The sequence below is a fragment of the Paenibacillus gorillae genome, assembly GCF_000513275.1.
GTDB lineage: Bacteria > Bacillota > Bacilli > Paenibacillales > Paenibacillaceae > Pristimantibacillus > Pristimantibacillus gorillae.
The window spans coordinates 1-17189 of the sequence record NZ_CBVJ010000067.1; the positions used below are offsets into that span (position 1 = coordinate 1).

Here is a 17189-nt window from a genome sequence, read left to right on the forward strand (position 1 = left end):
TTGCCCGGATTCGTTCCGCCTCCGTTGCCCGGATTCGTTCCGCCTCCGTTGCCCGGATTCGTTCCGCCTCCGTTGCCCGGATCAGTTGCCGTTTGTGCGATAACTGGGGCAGAGTTATCCTTATCACTTAAAGCTTTAATAACGAATTGATACGATTTCGTTGTATCCAGCCCGGTGAGTGCATATTCGTATGCTGCTTTCCCGCTTTCCGGTTGAATGCGTGCAGACCAGTTCGGGCCCAATTGATCTGAGTTTTCATAAATCCGATAGGCAGTAACATCACGTCCGCCTGATGGAGCGGACCAAGTCAGCGTTGCAGCCCCGTCCTCAATCTTACTCATTTTCGCATCTTGCACCGGATTCGGAGCAGGCTGCGTTTTTTTAATGCTGAATTGATCGTAACGGTCGGTCGTGCCGTTCTCCGTCGTCGTATACACGTCGAATGAAATCTTATCATTCGTAACCGTCACGCCGGTGAACATTTCCTTATTCGGCTGACCGTATTTCTCCGCGAACGGGAATGGTCCCGCCTTTGGCGTATACCGTTTGTCGCCCGCCGCATTGCTTACGAGATACATCGTGCCTTTTGGATTAAGCAGGCTGCCGTCCGCATCGGTCGGTGTATCTTTTTGCGGCACATTGCCGTACATCGGATACGATTTTGTATACGTGTGGTCATGACCGCTCAGAACAACGTCAATGCCAATCTCATCGAACAGATTCGTCAGCTTATTGCGGAAGAACAGAACATCGCTGTCGTTCGTGTGGTTTGCTACCGAATAAGGCGATTTATGGAACATGACGATTTTCCACTTCTTATCGCTTTTAGCTGCCTCTGCACGAAGCCACTCTTCTTGCTTCTTATATACAACGTCAACGCCGTTCACTTCATTATATTCCGTATTCATAACCATGAAATGAGCGTCGCCATAGTCGAAGGAGTAGACCGAGCCATCCGGCTTCGCCCCCGTGTACGAAATATTAGGCAGGTCGAAGTGATACCAGAAGTTGTTGTTCAGCTTGCTCTCATGGTTGCCGAGCGCTGGAACAAGCGGCACTTCTGCAAAAATGTTTTTCGGCTTATTCAGAAGCCACATCCACTGGTTCTCAATATCCCCGTTATCCACCAAATCGCCGGTAATTGTAATGAAGCGCGAATCCGGAAATTTCGCCAAGCCTTGCTCAAGCGTATGATTCCAAGTTACATATTCAGCTTCAGTCGTTCCTTGCGGGTCAGTCGTATAGAGGAATGTGAATGCCCCTTCGCTAGGGTCTGCCGTTTTGAACGTGCGAATGTCGCTCCAATGGCCGGTCTCGCCATCCCCTACCCGGTAGCTGTATTCCGTACCCGGCTTCAAGCCAACCGCCGCCACCTTATGACTGGCATACGTTGTCTTCTTGCCTGCGCTCTTATCCGCGCTCGACTGGAATACATACACTTCCATCGTATCGCCGGTGAATGACAGCGTGTCATTTGCCGGAAGCGTTCCTCCGGTCACTTTAGAGGTTTCCGCCAGCTCAAGCTGCGTGCCTGTCACGGCTGGATCTGTGTACCAGGCAAAACCTTGCGTATTGCTCGGATCACCTTTATACGTCAGTGCAATTGCAGTAGGATGCGGATCAAGCGGCGTACCAGGTGTTGTCGCTTGCGGGTTGCCAATTAGCTGCATATCCCAATAAACGTCGGAGCTGCCTGCGCTGCGCTGATGAACCTCAGCAGCAAGCACGTTGGTGCCTTCGTGCAGCACAGCCTTCAAAGCTTGCGTTAAGTCTGCCGTCTCCGTAGACGGATCGTTCAGCGTCGTCGCACTGAGCGTCAAATAATTAGGCTCGCCATCCGGCATATTGAATCTGTACACTTCCGTCCCGTTTGCATAGAGGACAATACCATCGTCTACGCCGAATTGGCCGACGATTTTCGTAATATCGGACAGGCCTGCACCATCAATAGTCGTCCGGAAATACGAAGTAATATATTTTTTGGAGCTGGATGGACCAAAGCTGATCAGCTGTTTAATGCCGCCGAACAGCGCAGTCGAAGTGGCGACTGGATAGCCAAGCGGAGCCGAACCGCTTTTCCACGCCGAATCGTCAAAGTCTGCTGCTCTCCAAGCCGTCCCTTGGTCTGTACCGTTATCAAGGTATTTCCATGCCGCATTTTTGGAAAGCAGCGGTATATCCTTGCCTGGCACCCCTGGCTGACCCGGAACCTCCGGCTGTTCAGGCACCTCTGGTTGTCCTGGCACTTCCGGATTCCCGCCGCCAGTTTCATCCTTTGGAAGAGCCGTCATCATCATATCGAAGTAAAGATCAGAGCTCGTCAAGCTTTGATTATGAACTTCAACCGTCAATAGATTGGCACCGTTATGTAAAGCGCCCTTGAGTGCTGTGCTCAAATCCGGTGAATAAACCTTAGGGTCCGAATAACCGGTTGTAGCAAACGTATTGTAGTCTACATCGCCTGCCGGCAAGCTCACCCGATAGATTTCGGTGCCGTTGACATAAAAGATCAAACCGTCATCTACGCCAAAAGTGGTAGGATAGCTGTCAAATTTGCTAACGTCATCAATAGTAATGATTTTGCTGAAATAAGACGTCGGATATTTCTTTTTGGCATCAGGCCCGTAGCTAATGATCGTTGCCACCATGCCAAACGGATCGACTCCCACATCATTTGATGCTACGCCGCTTTTCTCCTTGTAGCCTAGCGGGGCTAATCCCAGCTGCCATGCCGAGAAATCAAAGGACGGATTTTTCATCGCTGTGCTATAATCAATTCCCTCCGCGCTGTAGCTCCAATGGGAACCTTTACCCACTAATTCAACAGGAGTTGGACCTGCTTCTCCCGCCGCTTCCGCTTCCCGCGGACTTGCAACCGGAACGATCGCCCCCGCAGCTATTAATACCGTCAAAAACAAAACTAACCATTTACTCTTTATCAAACGGTTCAAACCTATCACCTCATCGTTAGAATTCACTGCTTCATCCTATCAATGGAGTGTTATGCGCACGTTACCGTTCTTTTAATAGATTATTAAGTTAGCCATTTCAATACAGATTAACTAAACCGCGTAAAAACAGGCTAAATCATACGTATTTCAACAAAAGCTCATTTAATCGTTTCTATTGTTTGTATGCTCTCCCTGCTTCGTAGAGCTTTAGCATATGGGGCATCGTAATAGCAGCAGCTGCATAAATCGGATAAAAGTGCTGAATTGCAGCAAAATCTGGACTAAGCTGTTTTACGTAACTTGAGTAACTTGTGTAGTGTGGTCCTGTTTGGTGTTGCATGAATGTTTAAGACCCCGCAAGGGTCTTAAACCATTAAAAGACGGCACTTTCTGGACTGTTAAGGGCCCCGCGAGGTCTTATCCAAACAAAAAAGTATCTTCTCGGCGCTTTTCTTGCCAGTTATGGGGCAGTTAAGAACCTGCGAGGGCCTTAAACCGTGTGAAGAAGGTACGTTCTAGCCTGTTAAGACCCTGACAGGGTCTTATGCAAACAAAAAAGCACCTCCTCAGTGCTTTTCTTGTATGCATTCAAGCAACCTCATCCTATCATATCGCTTCAAACCTCGAATCCGTGACGGACTGCGGATACCGCCGCCTATTTATTTGGCATGCTCACGCAAGCCTTTCACACCTTGCAATACTGCTGCGGCTAACTCATTCATTACGCCTGCGCGATCAGGTAATCGCCATCTTTACCTGCCTGATGTAGAAGAAGCGGACGATAAAGAAATAGATCACTTGAACGATAAAGAATAGACCGAGAACGAGTATGGATTCCTTAAGCAGCGAATATTGAAACATGTTGGACAGTGTAGTAAGCGCTACAGCCCCATGCGCCAGAGCAACAACAATTGGCGCAAAGAAAAGCAATATGATTTGCCGGTTCAATATTTTTGTAACCTCTTTTTCACTAAGCCCCATCTTGGAAACGGATTTGAACTTCCGTCTGTCATCATCCAAATCGCTGTACAGCCGGAAATAGAGAAAGCTGCCTGCAGAGACGAAAAACACGATGCCGATAAATAAACCGAGGAACAATATAGGACCAAATAGCTGATCTAGAACAAAGTTTTGGTGTTCCAGGGCAAGGAACTCGTAGCTGTCCGAATAAGGAAAGCTATTAGAAAGCTTTTCTCCTGCTGCTATGGATTGCTTTTGCCCAAGCGCCCCATGCCAAGCATAGTAGTGTTTCTCTTGCACAGGCGCTCCCAGTTTTGCATATTGATCATCTGATACGACGAAATAGCCGTTCATACCGTGCACCGCTGACGACACAACCGCTTGATTGGCCTCAATGACAACATCGGGCTGCAAGGCTACAGGCTGGTTAAGCATGGATTGACCCGTTCGTGATAATCCAAAATCAACAACTGCCGCCTTTCCACCGGAGAGCTTAATCCCCTTCATCTCCATCAGTTTCGTCATCCGGTTGTAGTCTGATAGCTGAACGACTGCAATCGTTTTATCGCTATTGTAAGCCTTGTAGTAACCAAGTTTAAGAGAAGCTTTCTCGGTTGCAACATTCGCTTCTTTAAGCGAGCGGTTTGCTCAATATGGTTTTGTTCATTGCTGTAACCATTTGTGGTCGTGTAGGTAAATAAATAAGGATTATCCTTGACGTTGTGGCCGCCAATCATCGATTGGAATCCGTATAGCGAGCCTATAGAGCAAAACGAAACGGTAGAAATAATAGCAACCAGAAAAAAGGAACGTGCATTGTCCTTCATGCGATAGGCAAGATCGGAAAAAAGCAGCATATTTGTTTTCAGCCAAAAAATCGATTCCATGCTTTTCAGCTTCCGGATCGTATAGACGCTAAGCTGTGTGAATAACAGGTAGGTGCCGATACATACCATAATAACAACTGGAACAAGTAAAAATAGTGCTTCTAAGCCTTCGGCTCGCAAGCTAAGAAAGTAACTCGTTCCCAGCAGAATCGGCACTAGGAGAGTAAGAAGTACGGAGGACTTAGGCTCGCTTTTCGCTTGCTTATCCCCGTTTAATAACGTAATCAGCTTCCCGCTCTGAAGTACGGCTGAAATAAAAAAGGAGATCAAGATAAACAGCAGCAAAAAGGACAGCAGTGTCAGAACAATCGCTTTAGATGGAAAGTAGAAAGATAATTTTTCATTGACTGCAAGAAAGTTTTCTCCTGCAAGCAATATAACCTTGGCAAACACGAGCCCCAGAGCAATGCCGCCTATTGTAGCGGACAATCCGATTATCATATTTTCTAAAAAAATCATCAGACGAAGCTGTACAGTAGTCATGCCCTGCATCATTATTAGCCCAAATTCTCTTTTTCGCGATTGCAGAAATGCACTCATCGAGTAAAGAACGAAAAAGAAGGAGAACACATAAATAATCCATTTGGATACAGACAGGGCGAGTGTCACACTGCTATTATCTACCCCGCTAAGTTCCGGATGGTATGCAAATATTGAAAAGGTAAAGAAAGCCATGACCGTAAACAGACTGCTAAGAAAATATCCCGCATAGAGCCTTTTATTCCGGGTGACGTTACGGAACGCGAATTGACGAAACGTCATTGTGATGTCCCCCTAGCAGCGAGAGTGTATCGATAATTTTCTGGAAAAAGGCTTGGCGATTGTCCCCCCGATGTATTTCCGTATAGAACCTGCCGTCTTTAATAAAAACAACACGGTTGCAATAGCTGGCAGCCACTGCATCATGTGTAACCAGCATCATCGTCGCTTTCTGCTCCTGATTAATTCGCTCCAGCAATTCCATGACATCCTTCGCTGATTTGGAGTCAAGATTGCCGGTTGGCTCATCGGCAAGAAGCAGCTTGGGGGAGTGAATCATCGCTCTGGCAACAGCGGCACGCTGAGCCTGTCCTCCGGAAATTTCATACAGCCGTTTGCTCATAATCTCTGTAATCCCCAGCTTTTCTGCTATCGTTTTGACCTTTTGCTTCATTTCGCTAACCTTGTTTCCGTCCAGCGTTAACGGCAGCACGATATTTTCCTCAACCGTAAGGGTTTGGAGCAGGTTAAAATCTTGGAATACAAATCCAGGAAACCACAACTTTTTTCCCTTCCTCATCTGTGCCGGCTGAATATTTAATAGCATTGATAACGAGCTGAGACAGCATGAAAAACAGCCATTTCTCATCCGTTTCGACCGTTATCTCAGACGTATAGCCTTGAACCTCAGGGTATATCCGGTTGCGGATAAATAGCCGTTTGTTATCGTGAATAACGGCGCTCACAATTTGTGACAGCACGACGGGTTTGACATGAAAATCCTGTTCAAAGGCGCGAAGCCGGGACATATAAAGAACCGTGTTCAAGCCTAAGCGCATTCTCTCCAGTTCCTCTCGTATGCTGGCAAACTCAGGCTCGTCCATATGTTGAACCGTGAGATCAATGACCGACAGCGGCGTTTTCATCTGATGCACCCATTGGTCCATGAAGGTCAGATGCTCCTCCTGCTGTTTTTTCAACGTATAAAGCTGCTGCTCATACTGGCGGTACTGGCTATGCAGCAGCTTCTGAAGCGCCTCGGAGACGGGAGCATGCTCGCGCTGTTGAATGGAAGCATCAAAAGATTCGAGAGGCTGGCTAAGGCGTAGGTAATAATGCTTCCGGCTGAAAAACTGGTACACCAGATATCCGGTTAATATAAAGAAAGCAATAAATACAGAATATAGAACGGTCAACAGATCACGATAGCCGTCCAGCCAATAAATCGAAACGATGAAGCCTAATTGCACAAACTGGACGACAAGAAGTAAAGCGTGCTCTCTTAGAAAGAGTTTCACTCGCAGCTCTCCTTCATCCAGGTAACGTTTAGCCGGTAACCCATCCCTCTAACCGTCACTAAAGCATCCTCAATGCCTAGCTCCTGAAACTTTTTCCTGACGCGGGTAATATTTACGTTGATCGTATTTTCATCGACATACGTTTGATCATCCCACAGCTTCTCTAGCAGAGCCTCCCGGCTGGCCACCCGCGGATAGCGCTCGATCAGACTTTCGACAATGTCGGATTCTTTTTTCGTAAGCAGTATGACAGTATCCCCAAGCTTCAGCTCCTGTCTTTCGGGATAAAGAATAAGCCCCTCCTGCTCAAGAACCCGCTCGCTGTTTCTAGCTGCATACTCCCCGTATGCCCGCCGAAGCTGGCTTTGAATTTTGGCTAACACAATTCCGGCGTGAAACGGCTTCGTAATATAATCATCTCCCCCATTCTCAAGCGCCATAATCTGGTCCATTTCACCGTCACGAGCGGATATGAACAACACCGGGCATATCGAGGCGTTACGAATTTGCCTGCACCAGTAGTAGCCGTCATAGCTAGGCAAATTCACGTCCAGAAGTACTAAATCCGGCTTCGCTTCATGGAACTCCTCTAACACATGCTGAAAATCATGGACTCGTATTCCCTCATAGCCGTACTTCTTTATTGTAGACAGCAGAAGCTCCGCGATTTTCGGATCATCTTCTACGACCATTATTTTATGCATGTCATACTCTCTCCTTTGATCAATAACCCTTCCTTTAAACGCTACTTCGACAAAAACGATGGATATCCTGTTATTCTCTGCACACAGCAAAAAAACGCTTGGCTGATCCAAGCGCTTTGCAGCATTCAAGTGACGATCGAGCCTCCATTTACGAAAATGATTTGCCCCGATACATAAGAGGAATCGTCGGAGGCCAGCCATACATAGGCGGGAGCGAGCTCAAACGGCTGGCCTGGCCGCCTCATCGGCACTTCCGTTCCGAAGGTCCTTGTCTCCTCCGCCGTAAAAGCGGACGGAATGAGCGGCGTCCAAATTGGCCCCGGCGCTACCGCGTTGACCCGGATACCGCTTGCGGAAAGCGACAGAGACAGGGAACGGGTAAACGATACGATAGCCCCTTTGGTCGCCGTATAATCAATCATATTCGCCATTCCGGAATAAGCGGTATCCGACGAGGTATTGACGATCGTGCTTCCGGCCGGCAGATGGGGCAAGGCGGCTTTTACCATGGAGAAAAAAGAAATAATGTTCGTCTGAAACGTATTCATCAGCTGTTCCTGCGTAATATTCATAATGCTAGGCTGGTGAAACTGTACGCCATGATTGTTGACGAGAATGTTAAGCCGTCCAAAATACTTGATCGTCGCTGCCACAACGCTGCTGCATGCCTCTTCCTGCCTCAAATCAGCAGCGATGACTATACAGCGCCGTCCCAGCTTCTCGATCAATTGCTTCGTTTCCGCCGCATCCTGATGCTCATCGAGATAAGCAATAACGAGATCTGCACCTTCCTTGGCAAATGCAATGGCGACAGCTCTGCCTATCCCGCTGTCCCCGCCGCTTACGATTGCCACCTTATCCTTCAGCTTACCGCTTCCAATATAGACCGGATTATCCGATATTGGACGGGGATTCATGACATACTCATAGCCGGGATGTCTATTCTGATGCTGCGGCGGAAACACGACCGGAACATCCGTGCAGCGCCGCTCCCAGCCGATATAGGGATAGACAGGAAAAGGCATAATTCCATACTCCTCTCTAACTTCACCTTCTGATCTATTGTATGGGTATGCCTGGTTTTAATGCGGATAACTGCGTCCTATGTGTATGATTTTAAGGCTTAGCGTAACCCATTACTTTTCCTAAAATATTTAGTTCAGGGAGTGTTCCAAAAATTCTGCTGTCGAAACTCCTTGACCAATTATCGCCAATTACATAAATAGCATGATCAGGAATTAGAGTTGCTTTTAGATTGAAATCAAACGTACTTTTAAATGTATGTAAGCAGTCTTTTTCGCATTTACTTCCGGGAGCCTTTTTTATCATTTTTAAAAATTCCTTCTTATGTAAACCTCCAGTGAGTGATTTCCCATAGAAAGTTTTCAATTTCTCGTTATTAATATAGATCTGCCCTTTCTTTATACGCAATTTTTCGTTAGGAAGAGCAATAATTCGAGCTATATTGTTTTGAAGGTTATCGGATTTATAATCAGCTGGCATCTCAAAATAGATCACATCACCTCTCTTTACATCATGTGTTTGATAATAGTTTGGATCTATGACAAGGTCTCCATTATCGAATGATAAATATTCTGTTTTAGACAATTGCATCGAGTCAGACTCATTAGTAATTAAATACATCCCTTCTTTAAGCTCGGTGTATGATGGATATTCAAATTCAACTTTTTCCTGTTCTTTCTGACAGCCTGCAATGATTACACTTAGAATAAGAATAATAACAAGAGATCTGCTATATAAAAATATCTTCACTATGCTTCCTCCTAACCTAAGATGAAAAAGATAGAGCGGATAACCAATCCGTTTTATGGTAATATATACCACACTATCGCGATTCAGATTTGTTTCAATGGTTCATAAGTCCTTATTACTCGACACTATTTATAACTATCAGCATAAAAAAAGTCCTCCTTCAAGCATTTACTTGAAGAAGAACCTCTTATTACGTTAGTTAGGCGCCAAACTGCGCCTCATACAGCTTGCTGTAGAAGCCGCCCTTCGTTAGTAACTCTTGATGTTTCCCTTGCTCCGCTATCCCCTTCTCCGTCACAACGACGATACGATCGGCGTTTTTAACCGTTGCCAGCCGGTGCGCAATAACCAGTGTCGTTCTTCCCTCGGACAATTCGGCAAGCGATTGTTGGATCGCCTTTTCCGTCTCGGTATCGAGCGCAGAGGTTGCTTCGTCCAGAATGAGAATCGGAGGATTTTTCAGAAACATCCGGGCAATTGCAAGCCGCTGCTTCTGACCGCCCGACAGCTTGACGCCACGCTCCCCTATAATCGTCTGCAGGCCGTCCGGCTGCGAGCGAATGAACGTGTCCAGCTGCGCCCGGCGCGCTGCTTCCCAAATATCTGCTTCCTTTGCATTTAGATCGCCATAGGCAATATTTTCGAGAATCGTACCTGTAAACAGGAAAACGTCCTGCTGCACAATGCCGATTTGCCCGCGCAGCGAGGCCAGCTTCATCTGGGCCGTGTCGATTCCGTCTATTGATATGGTCCCGGACTCCGGCTCATAAAAACGCGGCAGCAAGCTGCAAAGCGTCGTTTTGCCCGCTCCTGAAGGGCCAACGAACGCAATCGTCTCCCCGGCGCTTATCGACAGATCGATAGACTTCAGTATTTGAGCTTTATTCTCATACCCGAACGTAACCCCGCTGTAACGAATATCGCCGCGCAGCTGACCTGCATCCCGTGCTCCCGGCGCATCTGCAATATCAGGCTCCGTCTCCAGCAGCTCCAGATAGCTCTTAAAGCCAGCCATCCCTCTCGGATAGCTTTCAATGACCGAATTAATTTTGTTAATCGGCCCCAGGAATACATTAGACAGCAATAGAAAACCGACAAAATCGCCGCTCGTCATCTGACCGTCAATAACGAACCAAGTGCCGCAGACGAGAACGAACAAAATAACCATCCGCATCAGAAAATAACTGATCGATACATTTTGCGCCTGAATTTTATAGGAAATAAATTTCGTCTGACGGTATTGTTCGTTGTTTGCCGCAAAACGGGCCGACTCATGCGCTTCATTCGTAAACGCCTGCACGACACGAATGCCGCCAACACTATCTTCTACTCTCGCGTTAATTTCTCCGACATCCTTGAACATCTTCTGGAAGGCACGAATCATTTTACGATTAAAGTAGAGCGATAAATAGATCAGACCTGGAATAACGATGACGGAGAGCAGCGCCAGCTTCCAGTTGATCATCAGCATCAGGACAAAAGCGCCGATGAGCGTCATAGCCGCAATAAACAAATCCTCCGGGCCGTGATGCGCCAATTCGCCGATCTCCATCAGATTGTTGGTCATTCGCGTCATGATATGCCCCGTCTTGTTATTGTCGAAAAACCGGAAGGACAGCTTTTGCACATGATTAAACAGCTTTTTGCGCATATCCGTCTCAATGTTAATCCCGAGCTTATGCCCCCAGTATGTCACCACATATTGCAGCACACTATTTAGCGCATAGATCGAAAGAAGGCCGAGACAAGCCCATTGAATCATATTCCAGTTGCCGCTGGGCAGCAGCTTATCAACGAATTGATTTACGGCAAGCGGGAACCCAAGCTCCAGCAGAGCCGCAAATACCGCACAGCAGAAATCGATTAGAAACAACGTTTTATAAGGCTTATAGTAGGAAAAAAACTTGTATATCACGAAAAAAATCTCCTTCCATTTCATCTGCAAAAAATGAATAAGCGAAAGTCCCCTTACAGCATGACAGAGACCGCTTGGCATAAGCGGCCTCTGCTGCGCTCTGAACCTGAACGCCGGTTATTTGCTGCCGGTTACCGCAGCTACCACATCTTCGATTTGTCTGCTTTCCGCAATCGGACCGGAAGACATCCAATGTCTTGGCGACACTTTAAATACATGGTTGGCCTTCACGGCCGGCATCACTTTCCAGACCTGAAGCTTCTCAATGGCCGCCGAGCTGTCCAGCTCCTTTTGTACGGTTTCCTCCGTATCAAGCGATCCGCCATAGATCGCGAATATATAATCCGCTGTAATAATAGGGAGTTTTTCAAGCGAAGTGTCAATCCCCCAGTCGTCAGGCGATTCCTTCTGGAGCTCGGCAATGCTGGCATCCGGGTTTAGACCAAAAGCCGTATAGATAAAGCTGAAGCTTGGGAAAAACACCTGCAAATCCTTTTCAGAAGGACGCATATAGACAACGGTTTTATCTGTGCCAACCGCATCGGTAACCGCTTTTTTCGCTTGCTCGAGCTTCTCGTCATGCGCTTTAATGACCTCTTGCGCCTTATCTTCCTTGCCCAGCGCCTTGCTGATTTCAACAATAGACGACCTCCAGTCACTTGGAGCGAAAGCGATCGTCGGCGCAATTTTACTCAATGCTTCATATTTGCTCTGATCGATAGCATATTGTTGAACGATAATAAGATCAGGCTGCGAGGCGAGAATTTCTTCATTGCTCGGCTCGTAATTCGTATCGTTAGACAGCTTAACATTCTGCTGCTTCAATTGCTCTTCCAGGTAATAGCCCTTAAAGCCATAAGCGTACACCATGGGAGCTTCCAACGACAGCATAATATCTTCAAGCCCAAATACAGCAACCCGTTTCGGATGCGAAGGTACTTCCGTCTCGCCAAATGCATGCTTAATCAATATCGTTTGCGTACCTTCATTTGAAGCCGTCGCTGCCGGCTTTTCATTCGTATTGCTACTATTCGTGCTCGCTTGTTTTCCGCAAGCGCTAACGATTACTGCCAAGCAGATAAGGATCAGAAGACCCAACCCTCTTGTTCTTGTTTGACTTAGCCCTTCGCGCTTACCTGCGCGAGAAGCTTTCTCTGTTTGATGCATGGTTTCGCCTCCACTGATAGTGATAATCATAATCATATACATCATTATATCACCTTTATCCCGCGAAGGAATGTGAAATCATGCCCGATTGCATCCGTTACTGAGCACGAAATAAAGCATTAAGCTCCTGCAGCATATGATCATGCCGATTTGCCGTATATTCCAGAATCGGCTCTGCGAGCCAAGCCTGTCCTGAAGTATGATAGACATTACCGCTGCGTACAGCCCGCAGTGTCCGCCATGCCTCCGAACGCTGGAGATGCTCCCACTCCGACTGCGAGTCGCGGTCCTTCAAAACATGGATAAGAATCGAGTCCGCATCATAAGCTGCAAGCTGCTCCATTTGCACGTATTCCGTGAATTCGATTGTCTCGACGCCCGGTGCACATGTCAGTCCCAAATCATCATACAGCACCGTTCCCGCTCTTCTTCCCCACACGTTAATTCCCCGGGAAGTAATGCTGATAATGAGCAGCGTTCCTTGCTTGAAGGTCATAGGCATACATTCCGTCACATTTTCTACTTGCTGATCGTAACGGGCCAGCCACCTCTCGCCTTCCTTCTCTCGCTCCAGAAATTGAGCGGTCAATTGCAGATGCTTCCGCCAGTTTTCGGTATGCCATGGCAAGAACAGAACGGGAGCAATTTGCCGGAGCTTCTGTTTCTCTTCCTCCGGAAGCATTTCATCGAGCGCAACGATCCGATCCGGGCGGGAACGTCTCAGCGCCTCAAGGTTAAACTTATAATCATGGCTCAGCAGATGCTTCACATCGAAACGATATTTTTTACGATAATCATCTGACCAGAATTGATCAATCGGCGCGGCATACGGTATCACTTGAAGGGTCAGCAAATGTCCGATATTCGGCCAACTGTAGGCTGCAACCTTGCATCTGCGGTTTAACGTATAGGTTCTGGGCGATATTCCCACATTCTTATTGAATTGGCTGCTAAAATATTGCGGGTCCTTGTAGCCGATTTTATCTACGATATCCCACAGGGGAAAGCCTTCTTCCAGCAGCTTCTTCGCTTGGTTCGTCCGAAGCTCCGTTAAGTAATCCATAGCACTTTGCCCAAAACGGTCTTTAAACGATCTCATGAAATAGTAGCGGCTCATGCCTGCCATTTCGGACAATGCCCCTACCGTAACGGGTTCCCAGTAATTGTGCTTCATATATTCATTGACCCGGTCGAGCGCTTCCTCGTGCTGCCCTTGTTTTTTGAACAGCAAATGGAGCAGCTCCTGAAAGCCCGCCTGGCTGGCAAACCGGTCGACCTCATCTCCGCTATGCCAATGATCGAATATTTTCTCGCATAACGTTAGAAGCTCGGAAGGGGAAGCTGCAGGCATTCCCTCAGATACCGGAGAAAATTTCTCCTGCTCCTCTGCTCTTGAAGCTTCAAGATCCATTGCTTCGAACGGGAATAGATACAGTTCTCTTGTCCCGATTGAGGAATAATGCATCTCAACCCGCTGACCGGGTTTTATCCAATATACTTTATCCGAACTGGCCGGGCCGAGTAAGCCATCCACAATGATATTGCCCGTTTGGCCGTTCAGCACGATAAATAAATGAGAAGGAGCGCTTCCATACAACACCTTATAATGAAAGGTGCTATGGTCTTGCTTGGAGGCTTCCTTTAACCGAATCCACGCCTGATGAAGCCACCGCTTGCTCCATGGCTGATTCGAGGACGAATGCGCAGCAATCGTCATTCCATGTCACCCTTTCGTGAGAATGCTTCCTATTGATTGTAATTGAAAACCATTCTCATCGTCTAGTGTGTAATAGATTTCTTTTGATTGCCTTAGCAGAAAGCCTTCCATACGGATATGAAAAAGATGCCTGACGAGCCGCAGTAAGCGGTCGCCAGGCATCAAGTCTTTGTCACTACTATTTAGGTTCCTTGCCAAGAAAACGCCAGAAGTTCTGGTTCAGCATATCGTCCAAATCCCGCTGAATTTCCGCTTCCGTTACGCTCCAGCCGCTATGATGCAGCTTTTCATATTTGTCAGCCAGCACGCTGCCGATAATTTTCCGCGAATGCTCCCATTTGTAAATAAGCTGCTCGAAGACACGGCAGTCGGAATGCTGAGGGATCATCGAGGTGCCGAGCAGCTCAACGCGGAAACGCGTCATCTCCTCAACCATCGATTCAATGTGAAGAAACCACCAGCAGCCGAAAATCATCAGATTGCGGAATTTGCGTGCAAGCACCGTTAATTCATGCTGATTTTCCCGCGCCAGCATCGTAATGAGAAACTTTTGCTCCGGGTAGCGGCGGCATAATGCCTCGACAGCCGTTACATCCGAGCGCATGCTCATATCTCCGGCCAGACCGAGTGACGGATTCACCCTTCTCCGGACGCCAATCATGAGGGCAAACGGAATATTTTGTTCCCCGCATACCGGAACCATCACTTCATCAATCATTTTGCTGCGATGGTCATCTGCTGGATAGACAAAGTCTCCGGGCATGGAGACTGCAAGGTAGAGGGCATCCATTCGTACAATCCACTCCGACAGAAAACGGCGTGTCTCTTCCTTCGTCCGCTCGCTCCACTCCGTCTGCACATCATAGCCCAGCTTTTGAAGCTCCTTCACCGCATGAGGCCAGTCATTAAGCAGCGCATCTACACGAAGAGCCGCATAAAACCGGGGATCGGATTTCCCTTCTCCCGCCAGCCAAACCGGACGCTCGACGGAATCAAAGGGATCGTTAGTCATTACGATCTTGCTCACTCCGGATATTTGCATGACCGTATCGACCTGCTCCTGCACCGTACGTTTGGCCAGCGCCTCCCGGTAATCGTCGAGATTGCGGGAGGATACATCCAGCCCCAGCCGCTGCAGAATCGTAATAAACCCAGTTGCCGCTTCACTTACGGGAGAATGATCAATGAACAGCTTTTTCCATATCCAGTCCGCCTGCTCGCTTTTGGTCATCGACCAGAAATGGGTGTACGCCTCATCCGACCAGCGAAACGACTCCGAAATGAGATAGTGGTAGGTAAGCAGCTCATCGATACCCCACAACAACAGCTCACCAAATTCCGGCGCATAGAGATGGGTATGCATATCGGTAACAGGAGTTGTCATGGCCAACCGTTCTACTGTTTGCCGAAGATCGGCCAAGCTTACGACTTCTTGCGTTTGCGTGTGTGTCGTCATCTTCAGTTCTCCCCTTTAGCTTCTAGTCGTCCGATGGACAGGTAAACCTCGTTATAGACCGTCTCCAGCGAAACACCGAAAGCTCTCGCCGCTTGTGCTGCATCCTCATATTCAGGAGATTGCCTGATAATACGGCCCGCTTCGAGCGCTTGTTTGACCCGTATCGTTCCGTATTTTGTTTCCGCTTGGATCCATTGTCTGTCCAGCGCCCTGCGTGTCCATTCACTGCGCCTCACGCCAAAGGTCGAGGTCTCCGTAAGCAGCGTATCCTCGCACAGCTCCGCGTTGGACGGGTAGCATAATACGCTTACCAGAACGCCCGGCCGGTTTTTCTTCATATATACTGGTGTATAGTACACATCAAGCGCTCCCGCTTCAAAGAGCCGCTCCATTGCATAGCCAAGCCTTTCCCCGGTAGAATCATCCACCTGTGCTTCAAGGACGACAACTGTCTCTTTTGAGTTGGCTCCTTGTCCCTGGTCTTGTCCTTGTTGTTGTCCTTGTTGTTGTCCTTGTTGTTGTCCTTGTTGTTGTCCTTGTTGTTGTCCTTGTTGTTGTCCTTGTTGTTGTCCTTGTTGTTGTCCTTGTTGTTGTCCTTGCTCATGCTCATGCTCATGCTTGTACAACACCGCTCGTAAGACATTCGGATGCTCGAAGTTTTTCGTTCCTGCCCCGTAGCCGATGCGATCGATCGTACCGGCAGGCAAAGTGCCAAACTCTGCAGCAAGCGCTTTGACAATACCCGCGCCTGTTGGCGTGGTCAGTTCCCCCTTGGCCGTGAACGGCGATAGCGGAACGCCGCGAAGCAGCTCTGCTGTCGCTGGTGCAGGAATCGGGTACAGGCCATGAGCCATCCGAAGCCGGCCGGTTCCCGTCGGCACAGGGGAAACGACAATGCGGCTAACGTCAAGACTCTCCAGCGCAAGACAAACGCCGATGATGTCCAGAATGGAATCCATCGCTCCAACTTCATGGAAGTGAACGTCCGCCGGATTCATTCCGTGGATTTTGCCTTCGGCCTCGGCAATGAGATGGAAGATTGCAAGGCTCCTTGTTTTGACTCGTTCTGGCAAGCTTGAACTTTCGATCATCCCGATTATATCCGAAGCCTTCCGATGCTCATGATGGTGGCCGTGATCGTGATGATGGTCGTGCTCGCCATGGCTATGATGATGGTGATCATGATGGGCATGATCGTGACTATGCGAGTGCGTATGACCATGATGATGATCATCATGCTGGACATGGTCATGTCCGTGCTCATGCTCATGCGAATGAACGTGAACATGGTCATGCCCGTGTGTGTGCTGATCGTGACTATGATCGTGACTATGTCCATGGGAATGACCGTGATGATCATCATCATGATGGACATGATCATGCCCGTGTGTGTACACAGCGTGGCTATGATGATGATCGTGCTCATGCGAATGCGAATGAACGTGATCATGCTCATGCACGTCATGGTCGAAGCTTAGCTTCAGCCATTTAGCCGTAATGCCCCTGCGGTCAACGCTGACGAATTCCATCGTGAAAGGGTCGATCGGCAGGCTGGAGAGATGATTAACGATATAGGCAGCGTCCGCACCTGCATCGACCAAAGCCGATAATGCCATATCGCCTGCAATGCCAGAAACACAATCCAAATAGACTGTTCTCATG

Annotated in this window: 12 protein-coding genes and 1 pseudogene; all 13 read right to left on the minus strand. The window is 48.0% G+C overall.

Annotated elements, in window-relative coordinates:
• The coding region (locus TY10_RS31485; protein WP_081735216.1) for a metallophosphoesterase at positions 1 to 2951 on the minus strand (2951 nt) is incomplete at its 3' end.
• 735 nt (positions 2952 to 3686) lie between these two features.
• Positions 3687 to 4436, minus strand: a complete 750-nt coding sequence (locus TY10_RS32515; RefSeq protein ID WP_420329397.1) for a hypothetical protein — start codon at positions 4434 to 4436, stop codon at positions 3687 to 3689.
• Positions 4433 to 5560: an FtsX-like permease family protein gene (locus TY10_RS32520; RefSeq protein ID WP_420329398.1), complete on the minus strand. Its 1128-nt coding sequence runs from the start codon at positions 5558 to 5560 to the stop codon at positions 4433 to 4435. The genes TY10_RS32515 and TY10_RS32520 overlap by 4 nt, the downstream gene beginning before the upstream one ends.
• Positions 5532 to 6047: pseudogene (locus TY10_RS10950) on the minus strand (ABC transporter ATP-binding protein); the annotation flags it as partial. The gene TY10_RS32520 and the pseudogene TY10_RS10950, both read right to left, overlap by 29 nt.
• Positions 6025 to 6795, minus strand: coding sequence for a sensor histidine kinase (locus tag TY10_RS30380; RefSeq protein ID WP_052350488.1), 771 nt, complete (start codon positions 6793 to 6795; stop codon positions 6025 to 6027). The gene TY10_RS30380 and the pseudogene TY10_RS10950, both read right to left, overlap by 23 nt.
• A complete protein-coding gene (locus TY10_RS10960) occupies positions 6792 to 7499 on the minus strand; it encodes a response regulator transcription factor (RefSeq protein ID WP_042163403.1) in 708 nt (235 codons plus the stop codon). The genes TY10_RS30380 and TY10_RS10960 overlap by 4 nt, the downstream gene beginning before the upstream one ends.
• A 125-nt stretch (positions 7500 to 7624) precedes the next feature.
• A complete protein-coding gene (locus TY10_RS10965; RefSeq protein WP_042163207.1) occupies positions 7625 to 8524 on the minus strand; it encodes an SDR family oxidoreductase in 900 nt (299 codons plus the stop codon).
• 91 nt (positions 8525 to 8615) lie between these two features.
• Positions 8616 to 9272, minus strand: a complete 657-nt coding sequence (lepB, locus tag TY10_RS10970) for a signal peptidase I (RefSeq protein ID WP_042163210.1) — start codon at positions 9270 to 9272, stop codon at positions 8616 to 8618.
• A 199-nt stretch (positions 9273 to 9471) separates the two neighbouring features.
• Complete coding sequence (locus TY10_RS10975) at positions 9472 to 11187, minus strand: ABC transporter ATP-binding protein (protein WP_042163405.1); 1716 nt, start codon at positions 11185 to 11187, stop codon at positions 9472 to 9474.
• Positions 11188 to 11304: 117 nt separating this feature from the next.
• On the minus strand, positions 11305 to 12354 hold the full coding sequence (locus TY10_RS10980; protein WP_042163212.1) for an ABC transporter substrate-binding protein: 1050 nt from the start codon (positions 12352 to 12354) through the stop codon (positions 11305 to 11307).
• Between the two features lie 97 nt (positions 12355 to 12451).
• Positions 12452 to 14071: a helix-turn-helix domain-containing protein gene (locus TY10_RS10985; RefSeq protein ID WP_042163214.1), complete on the minus strand. Its 1620-nt coding sequence runs from the start codon at positions 14069 to 14071 to the stop codon at positions 12452 to 12454.
• A 178-nt stretch (positions 14072 to 14249) separates the two neighbouring features.
• Complete coding sequence (locus TY10_RS10990) at positions 14250 to 15527, minus strand: glucuronate isomerase (RefSeq protein ID WP_042163216.1); 1278 nt, start codon at positions 15525 to 15527, stop codon at positions 14250 to 14252.
• Between the two features lie 2 nt (positions 15528 to 15529).
• Positions 15530 to 17188 carry a nickel pincer cofactor biosynthesis protein LarC gene (gene larC, locus TY10_RS10995; protein ID WP_042163218.1) on the minus strand — a complete coding sequence of 553 codons (1659 nt, stop codon included), beginning with the start codon at positions 17186 to 17188 and terminating at the stop codon, positions 15530 to 15532.
• Position 17189: the final 1 nt, after the last annotated feature.